Origin of the sequence: Streptomyces sp. UNOB3_S3, from assembly GCF_020740895.1 — a bacterium.
Lineage (GTDB): Bacteria > Actinomycetota > Actinomycetes > Streptomycetales > Streptomycetaceae > Streptomyces.
Genome location: NZ_JAILXP010000324.1, coordinates 1 through 8220, shown reverse-complemented (window position 1 = coordinate 8220; position 8220 = coordinate 1). Strand labels below are relative to the sequence as shown.

Genomic DNA, 8220 nt, shown 5'->3' with positions numbered 1-8220 from the left:
GGGGTAGGGGCCGGCGGGGCCCAGCGTTTGGTCTGCCGTGGCACCCCGCGGGACACGGCGGGCGAGAGCCCGGAGGGGGCGCCCGGCGGCGGGCCGGGCGGGCCGTCCGCGGCCCCGCCCCTGCGGGGCGGCTCGGGCCGTCGCGGCTCCGCTCTCGGCCGGGGAGATTCCGGACCGACGATCGCCGAGGCGGAGGAGAACCGTTCGTCGAGGCTGTCGCCGACGGCGCCGCCTCCCGTGTCGGGCTCACTCCTGCCGTACAACTCGCGCCACCAGGCGTCCTCTTGTTCGGCGTAGTGGTCCCCCTGCTGACTCATGCCCTTATTGTCCACACTGTGGGGCATACGGGAAGAGTGCACGGCGAACACCACCCCAGGGATGATGTCCCGAGCCATAACGCGGTCGCGGGGATGGGGAGGAATGTCGCGTGCTCGGTTCCATGGGTGTGGACGCCATACATCGGACGGCATACGGGGAAAGTCCAGCGGAGCAGCCTGTCGGCGCGGGTGCGGTGGAGGTCGTGACGGGTGCCGGGGCGGTCGCCCGGCGGCTGTCCGGGCTCCGGCTGAGCGCTGCGGAAGAAGTGTGCGTCATGTTGACGGGCCGGGTAGGGGTGTTGACGGAGGGATCCGGTGACACCGTTCCCGGAGGGCCGGGGGCGGTGCCCCACCGGACGGTTGTCGAGGGCGGGAGAACCGCATCGTTCCCCGGCCGGTGCCGGGTCGTCGACCGGATACCCGCCGAACTCGTGATCGCGGACCGCAGGGTCGCGCTGCTGCCCCTCGCCTCGGGCACCGCCGGCACCGCCGCTGCCCTGGTCGTCCACTCCGGCGCGCTGCTGGACTCGCTGGTCGAACTGTTCGAGGGTGCCTGGCGCGAGGGCCGCCCCCCGCGGGCGGACGGCGGCCCCGCCGGTGGCCCGGCCAGGGGTCCGGCCGAGCCCGACGCCATGGACCTGGAGGTGCTGTCCCTGTTGCTGGCGGGGCTGACGGACGCGAGCGTCGCCAAACAGCTCGGGCTGGGCCTGCGGACCGTCCAGCGCCGGGTGCGGCGGCTGATGGAGCTGGCCGGGGTGACCACCCGCCTCCAGCTGGGCCGGCAGGCCGCCGAGCGAGGCTGGACGGTACGCCGGTGAAGCTCTGACCGGATTCGCCCGGGGGCGGCCGCGTCCGGGTTCCGGCAACCTTGACGCATGGGGACGTGGCAGCTGCTCCTGGTCGGCCTGGTGATGCTGCTCGGCCTGCTCGGCGTCGTGACCCCGGGCGTACCCGGGCCGCTGATCGTCTGGTCGGGCACGCTCTGGTGGTCGATGGCCGAACTCTCGGCCCTGGCCTGGGCCGTGCTCGCCGGCGGCACCGGGCTCCTGCTGCTCGACCAGGCCGTCGTCCGGCTGCTGCCCCGGCCGCGCCGGACGACGGCCCCGGCGGCCGGGGAGGCGTGGGCGACGACGCTCTTCACCTGCCTGCTGGTGGTCGGGGCCTGGGCGGCGGCGGTGGTCCTGGGCTGAGGCCGGGGCCCGGGCTACGCGCCCTCGAGTTCGAGGAGCAGCCGCTTGCGGTCCAGCCCACCCGCGTACCCCGTCAGGGACCCGTCCGCCCCGATGACCCGATGACACGGCCGGAGGATCAGCAGCGGATTGGCGCCGACCGCGCCGCCGATCGCGCGGACGGCCGCGCGCGAGGCCCCGATGCGGGCGGCCAGCTCGCCGTACGTTGTGGTGGCGCCGTACGGGATGGAGTCGAGCGCGTCCCAGACCCTGCGCCGGAACTCCGTGCCCTCGGCGGCGAATTCGAGGTGGAACTCCTTGGCCCGGCCCGCGAAGTACGCGTCGAGCTGGCGCCCGGCCTCCGCGAACGCGGCGGGGTCCTCGCGCCGGTCGGGGCCGACGGCCGGGGCGTTCTTCTGGCCGGGCACGGTGAGGGAGGTCAGGGCGGTGCCGCCGGGGGCCGTGGCGGAGGGCAGGCCGGTGAGCAGCAGCGGGCCCAGGGGGCTGGCGATGTGCGTGTACAGCATGGTCAGGAGTCCTTCGGTGCGTGCCACAGGTGGTGGAGGGCGTAGGAGCGCCAGGGGCGCCAGGCGTCGGCGTCACCGGCGGTGGCGCCGACGGCGGCGAGCCCATGGCGTACCCCGGCGTCGCCGGGGAGGAAGACGTCCGGGTCGCCGAGGGCCCGCATGCGGATGTAGCCGGCGGTCCAGGGGCCGATGCCCGGCAGGCCGAGCAGGGCGCGCTCGGTCTCGTCGCGGTCCACGCCCGCGTCCAGGCGGACCGTGCCGTCCGCGAGGGCGGCCGCGAGGGTGCGCAGGGTCCGGCGGCGGGTGGCGGGCATGCCCAGCTCGGCGAGGTCGGCGGAGGCGAGGGTGGCGGCGTCGGGGAAGAGACGGGTGAGCCCGCCGTCCGGCGCGGCCAGCGGTTTTCCGTACGCGGCCACGAGCGTGCCCGCGAGGCGGGCGGCGGCCCGGACGGAGATCTGCTGGCCGAGGACGGCCCGTACGGCGAGCTCGTCGCCGTCGGCGGCGCCCGGCGAACGGAGCCCGGGGCGGGCCTCGACCAGCGGGCGCAGCCGCGGGTCGGCGCCGAGCCGCTCGGCGACGGCGAACGGATCGGCGTCGAGGTCGAACAGGCGCCGGACGCGCTGGACGGCGGCGGCCGTGTCACGGGGGTCGGTGAGGTGCAGCCGGCAGTCGAGCCAGTCGCCGTGGCGGCGGCCGCGGGCGGGGACCGGCTCGTGGACCTCGGCGATGCCGGTGCCGTAGGGGAGGCGCAGGGTGCGGCGGTAGACCCGGCCCCGGGCGGCGGGGGCGGCGAGGACCTCCTCGATGCCCGTGATGGCGCGGCGCTGGAGGAAGTCGAAGACCTCGCGCGCGGCGTACGGGCCCCGGTGCGCGAGCCGCAGCGGGACGCCGGCGGGGCCGGCGCCGGCCCCGCGCCGCCGGCCGGGACGGGCGCGCAGTTCGCTGGGGGTGCGGGCGTACACGGCGCGGACGGTGTCGTTGAACTGCCGGACGCTGGCGAAGCCCGCCGCGAAGGCGATCTCGGTGACCGGCAGGCCGGTGGTCTGGAGCAGCACCCGCGCGGTGTGGGCGCGCTGGGCCCGGGCGAGGGCGACCGGGCCCGCGCCCAGCTCCTCGGTGAGCTGGCGGTGCACCTGGCGGGAGCTGTAACCGAGGCGCGCGGCGAGCCCGGTCACGCCCTCGCGGTCGACGACGCCGTCGCCTATCAGCCGCATGGCACGGCCGACGAGGTCGGCGCGGACGTTCCACTCGGGCGACCCGGGCGCGGCGTCGGGCCGGCACCGGCGGCACGCCCGGAACCCGGCGCGCTGCGCGGCCGCCGCCGACGGGTGGAAGCGGACATTGGCCCGCTTCGGGGTCACGGCGGGACAGCTCGGCCGGCAGTAGATGCCGGTGGTGACGACGGCGAGGTAGAACACCCCGTCGAAACGCGCGTCCCGGCTGGTCACGGCCTGGTACCGGATGTCGTCGTCGAGGGGGGCGGGATGGTCCGTCGTGCGTTCCATGGGTTCCAGTCTGCGGGAGCGCCTGCCGCCGGGCTGGCGGAAATCGGACACGGCCCTCGGGGCCGTGTCCGGCCGGGGCTGACGCCCCGGCTACGGCTGGAGCCGCTCCGCCAGCCACCCCGGGACGCCGCCCAGCAGCCGGACCAGCCGCCGTGCCTCCTTCCGCAGCCGTTCCGCCTCCTCCGGGTCGGCCACGACCGCCGCGAGGGAGGCCAGGGCGGGGGCGATGCCCACGAGGTACCCGAGCTCCTCGCGGATCCGCAGCGACTCCGCGAAGCCGTGCCGCGCCGCCGGGAGGTCGCCGTCGTGCTCGGCCATCGCCGCCACATGGCGCCAGGTGAAGGAGAGCAGCAGCCACTGCCCGTGCGCGGCGGCCCCCGTGTGCGCGCGCTGGAAGACGGCGGTGGCGTCGGAGGGGTTGCCGGACAGGTGCTGGGCGATCAGGCCGCGCCGGAAGTCCAGCAGCGGCCGGGTGGGCGAGTGCGGAGCGAGCAGGGCCGCCGCCCGGCCCAGCGCGGACCGGGCCTCGTCGGCCCGGTCCCGTACGCCCAGCAGGGTCGACGCGTAGGCGAGGTGGCCGCGCTCGCACGCGGCCGCGCCGCGCTCCTCGTCGTCCGTGGCGAGGGCCTCCGCCTCGCGGAGCGCGGCCTCCGCCGGGGCCCAGCCCCCCGCCGTGAACACGCACCCTTCGATCAGCACGGCCGTGCGCCGCAGCGCGGCCCCCGGCTCGGTCGCGGCGCGGGGCGCGAGCAGCGCGGCGGCGTCCTCCCAGCAGGCCCGCGACCGCAGCCGCCAGACGGCGTGTTCGAGGGGGTCGTCCCCCTGGACGTGTGGCTCCGACAACCCAGAATTCCGCATGGCGGTGTCCGCCACAGTGCCCTCCCCAAGCGCGCCGTCGAGCTGGAAGCCTGCCTCGATCACAGCACGGCGAACCGCGCGCGGCCAAGGGTCAGGTGTGAACCAATTCACAAACTCGGTGGGCGAAGGCTACCCAAGATGATCGGCTCCATGAGCGGGAGTGCGCTCATGTGGCCACCCCCCCCCGGGGAGTCAGCTCATGCGCAGCGCCAGGAAGAAGTCCAGCTTGTCCTCCAGCCGGGACAGGTCGCGCCCCGTCAGCTGCTCGATGCGCCCCACCCGGTACCGCAGCGTGTTCACGTGCAGATGCAGCCGCGTCGCGCAGCGCGTCCAGGAGCCGTCGCAGTCGAGGAAGGCCTCCAGCGTCGGGATGAGCTCGGCGCGGTGGCGCCGGTCGTAGTCGCGCAGGGGGTCCAGCAGCCGGGCCGTGAAGGCGCGGCGCACGTCGTCCGGGACGAAGGGCAGCAGCAGGACGTGCGAGGCCAGCTCCTGGTGGCCCGCGGCGCACACCCGGCCCGGGCGCGCGGCGGCGACGCGGCGGGCGTGTCGGGCCTCCTCCAGGGCGCCGCGCAGCCCCTCGGCGGAGTGCACGGCGGCGCTGACGCCGAAGGTGAGGCGCCCGTCGTCGGCGAGCCCGCGCTCCAGCGGCTGGCGGACGGCGGCGAGCAGCGTGTCGGCGTGGAGGCCCGCGCCGGTCAGCGGCTCGTCGGGCCCGGTGGCCACGGCGGGCAGCGGCACCAGCGCGACGGCCTCATCACCCGTGTGGGCGACGGCGATCCGGTCGGTGGGCTCGGGGCCCGCGCTGTCCTGGTCGACCAGGACCTCCTCCAGCAGCGCCTGTGCCACCGGCCCGCCGGGGACGTCGCCGCCCTCCCACTCCACCCGGGCCACGACGACCTGCCAGTGCGGGGCGGTGCCCAGGCCGGGCAGCAGCACGGGGGCCGCCACCCGCAGCCGGGCCGCGATCTCGGCGGGCGCGGCGCCCGTCTGGACCAGCTCCAGCACCTCCTGGGCGAGCCGGCGGCGGACCGTGCGGGCCGCGTCGCGGCGGTCCCGCTCGACGGAGATCAGCTGGGTGACCCCGTGCAGCAGGTCGAGGCGCTCCCCGGGCCAGTCGCCCGCGTCGGCCTCGACGGCCAGCAGCCAGTCCGACAGGACCGTCTCGCGCACGTCGGCCGCCGACGCCGCGCGGGCGGTGCCGCCCACGGGGAACAGCGAGTACGTGCTGCCGCCGGTGGTCACCCGGTGCGGGCCGCGCCGACCGGTGCGCGAGGCGGCCAGGTGCTCGCCGGCGAGGGCCGCGCCCGTCTCGGCGGACAGACCGGGGCCCGCGTCCGCCAGCGAGGAGCCGGCGATCCGGCGGCCGGTGGGGGAGAGCACCCAGGCGCGCAGGTCCAGGTCGGAGCCGAGCAGGTCGAGGACGACCTCCGGGCCGCCGCCCGCCGGCCCGCCCGTCATCAGCCGCCGGTGGCGGTCCACGACGGCCGCCAGGTCCCCGGCTCGCTCGCTGGAGACCTGCCGGACGACGTGCTCGGTGATGGAGGCGAAGGAGACCGTCTCGTCCACGGAGAACAGCGGCAGCCGGTGCCGGGCGCAGGCCGCGATCAGGTCGTCGGGGGTCGAGGCGATCTCCGCCTCGCCCGCCGCCAGCCCGGCCACGCCGGCCGATGTGAGGATCCGGACGAACCGCTCGGAGTCCTCCGGCTCACGCCGCCAGGCCAGGCCGGTCAGCACCAGCTCGCCGCCCGACAGGTAGCGGCTGGGGTCGCGCAGGTCGGTGGTCATCACGCCGCGCACGGTGCGGTCCAGCTCGTCTTCGCCGCCGAGCAGCCGAAGGCCCAGCGCGTCCGTCTCCAGCAGTGCGCGCAGCCGCATCCTCGTCGCCGCCGATCTGTCCTCAGGTAACCCGTGGAATGCAGTGAGGTTTCTGCATCCCGTCTTTCGTTCGAATCTACAAGACATGGGCCCTGGCCAGCCAACCAGCTTCATGTTTTCGGTGACTGCACCGGCACGGTCACGCCTCGCTGTACTGGCGGTGCGCCGCGTGAACAGGACACGAAGCCCCACGAGTTCCGCTCGAGTTCCCCCTCGAAATTCCCTCGAACCCCCCTCGAGAAGAGACCGCCCATGGACTTCCTACGCCCCGCCGCCTGGGAGGAAGCGCTGGCCGCCAAGGCCGAGCACCCCACGGCCGTGCCCATCGCGGGCGGCACCGACGTGATGGTCGAGATCAACTTCGACCACCGCCGTCCGGAACACCTCCTGGACCTCACCCGCGTCGGTGAACTCCACGAATGGGACGAGGACGGCCCCGACATCCGCCTCGGCGCCGCCGTCCCCTACGCCCGCGTCCTCGACGAGCTCCGCACCCCGCTGCCCGGCCTCGCCCTCGCCGCCCACACCGTCGGCTCCCCGCAGATCCGCAACCGGGGCAGCGTCGGCGGCAACCTCGGCGCCGCCTCCCCGGCCGGCGACAGCCACCCGCCGCTGCTCGCCGCGGGAGCCGTGGTGGAGGCGGAGTCCGTGCGCGGCACCCGGCTGATCCCGGTCGAGGAGTTCTACACCGGCGTCAAGCGCAACGCCCTCGCCCCGGACGAGCTCATCCGCGCCGTCCGCGTCCGCAAGGCCACCGGACCGCAGCAGTTCTCCAAGGTCGGCACCCGCAACGCCATGGTCATCGCCGTCTGCGCCTTCGCCGTCGCCCTCCACCCCGACAGCCGCACCGTGCGCACCGGCATCGGCTCGGCCGCGCCCACCCCGGTGCGCGCCCGCGCCGCCGAGGACTTCCTCGCCGCGGTCCTGGACGAGGACGGCCTCTGGGAGTCGGGGCGCCCCATCGCCCCGTCCGCCGTACGGCAGTTCGCCGAGCTGTGCTCGGGCGCCTGCAACCCGATCGACGACGTGCGCGGCAGCGCCCGTTACCGCCGCCACGCGGTCGGCGTCATGGCCCGCCGCACCCTCGCCTGGGTGTGGGACACGTACACGACGGGGGAGGGGGAAGCGCGATGCGCGTGACGTTCACGGTCAACGGCCGTACGCAGCGGGCCGACGACGTCTGGGAGGGCGAGTCCCTGCTGTACGTGCTGCGCGAGCGGCTCGGCCTGGCGGGCTCCAAGAACGCCTGCGAACAGGGCGAGTGCGGCTCCTGCACGGTGCGCCTCGACGGCGTCCCGGTGTGCGCGTGCCTCGTGGCGGCGGGCCAGGCCGAGGGCCGGGCGATCGAGACCGTCGAGGGCCTCGCCGACCGGGAGACCGGCCGGCTCTCCGTCGTCCAGCAGGCGTTCGTCGACTCCGGCGCCGTCCAGTGCGGCTTCTGCACCCCCGGGCTCCTCGTCGCCGCCGACGACCTGCTCGGCCACCGGCCCGACCCCTCCGACGCCGATATCCGCGAGGCCCTCTCCGGCAATCTGTGCCGCTGCACCGGATACGAGAAGATCCTCGACGCCGTCCGCCTCGCGGCGGCCCGCACCGGAGAGGCTGGCTGAGACCGTGCGCGACCTGACCCCCACCGGACTCACCCAGGCCGGCGACACCAAGGGCGGCATCGGCGAGTCCACCCTCCGCCCCGACGGCACCCTCAAGGTCACCGGAGAGTTCGCCTACGCCTCCGACCTGTGGCACGAGGACATGCTCTGGGGAGTGACGCTGCGCAGCCCGCACGCCCACGCCCGCATCCGCTCCCTCGACATCGCCGAGGCCCTCGCCACCCCGGGCGTCCACGCCGTCCTCACCCACGCCGACCTGCCCGCCGCCACCCGCTACGGGCTGGAGATCCAGGACACCCCCGTCCTCGCCGACGGCGTCGTCCGCCACCACGGCGAGCCCGTGGCGCTCGTCGCCGCCG

Annotated in this window: 8 protein-coding genes and 2 pseudogenes; 5 read left to right on the top strand and 5 right to left on the bottom strand. The window is 75.8% G+C overall.

The genetic code is table 11. From position 1 onward, the window contains the following. Window positions 1-317 (bottom strand): annotated as a pseudogene (locus tag K6I33_RS27450) (hypothetical protein); the annotation flags it as partial. A gap of 344 nt (window positions 318-661) precedes the next feature. Between K6I33_RS27450 and K6I33_RS27445 the strand changes: the two are divergent. After that, entirely contained in the window at window positions 662-1135 is a 474-nt protein-coding gene (locus tag K6I33_RS27445; protein ID WP_229357220.1) for a helix-turn-helix transcriptional regulator, read from the top strand. 57 nt (window positions 1136-1192) lie between these two features. Beyond that, window positions 1193-1507 carry a hypothetical protein gene (locus tag K6I33_RS27440; RefSeq protein WP_229357219.1) on the top strand — a complete coding sequence of 105 codons (315 nt, stop codon included), beginning with the start codon at window positions 1193-1195 and terminating at the stop codon, window positions 1505-1507. A 14-nt stretch (window positions 1508-1521) separates the two neighbouring features. Here the strand turns inward: K6I33_RS27440 and K6I33_RS27435 are convergent, their stop codons facing one another. The 4 genes from K6I33_RS27435 to K6I33_RS27420 form a co-directional block, all read right to left on the bottom strand. Beyond that, window positions 1522-2013, bottom strand: a complete 492-nt coding sequence (locus tag K6I33_RS27435) for a methylated-DNA--[protein]-cysteine S-methyltransferase (RefSeq protein WP_229357218.1) — start codon at window positions 2011-2013, stop codon at window positions 1522-1524. Window positions 2014-2015: 2 nt separating this feature from the next. Continuing rightward, window positions 2016-3518, bottom strand: a complete 1503-nt coding sequence (locus tag K6I33_RS27430; protein ID WP_229357217.1) for a DNA-3-methyladenine glycosylase 2 family protein — start codon at window positions 3516-3518, stop codon at window positions 2016-2018. 90 nt (window positions 3519-3608) lie between these two features. Next, window positions 3609-4376, bottom strand: a complete 768-nt coding sequence (locus K6I33_RS27425) for a hypothetical protein (protein WP_229357216.1) — start codon at window positions 4374-4376, stop codon at window positions 3609-3611. A gap of 192 nt (window positions 4377-4568) precedes the next feature. Further along, window positions 4569-6251: a PucR family transcriptional regulator ligand-binding domain-containing protein gene (locus K6I33_RS27420; RefSeq protein WP_229357215.1), complete on the bottom strand. Its 1683-nt coding sequence runs from the start codon at window positions 6249-6251 to the stop codon at window positions 4569-4571. 252 nt (window positions 6252-6503) lie between these two features. On the opposite strand from K6I33_RS27420, the gene K6I33_RS27415 reads away from it, so the two are divergent. The 3 genes and pseudogenes from K6I33_RS27415 to K6I33_RS27405 form a co-directional block, all read left to right on the top strand. Further along, a complete protein-coding gene (locus tag K6I33_RS27415; RefSeq protein ID WP_229357214.1) occupies window positions 6504-7391 on the top strand; it encodes a xanthine dehydrogenase family protein subunit M in 888 nt (295 codons plus the stop codon). Then, on the top strand, window positions 7382-7861 hold the full coding sequence (locus tag K6I33_RS27410; RefSeq protein ID WP_229357213.1) for a (2Fe-2S)-binding protein: 480 nt from the start codon (window positions 7382-7384) through the stop codon (window positions 7859-7861). Before K6I33_RS27415 ends, K6I33_RS27410 begins: the two co-directional genes overlap by 10 nt. A 4-nt stretch (window positions 7862-7865) precedes the next feature. Continuing rightward, a pseudogene (locus K6I33_RS27405) lies at window positions 7866-8220 on the top strand (xanthine dehydrogenase subunit D); the annotation flags it as partial.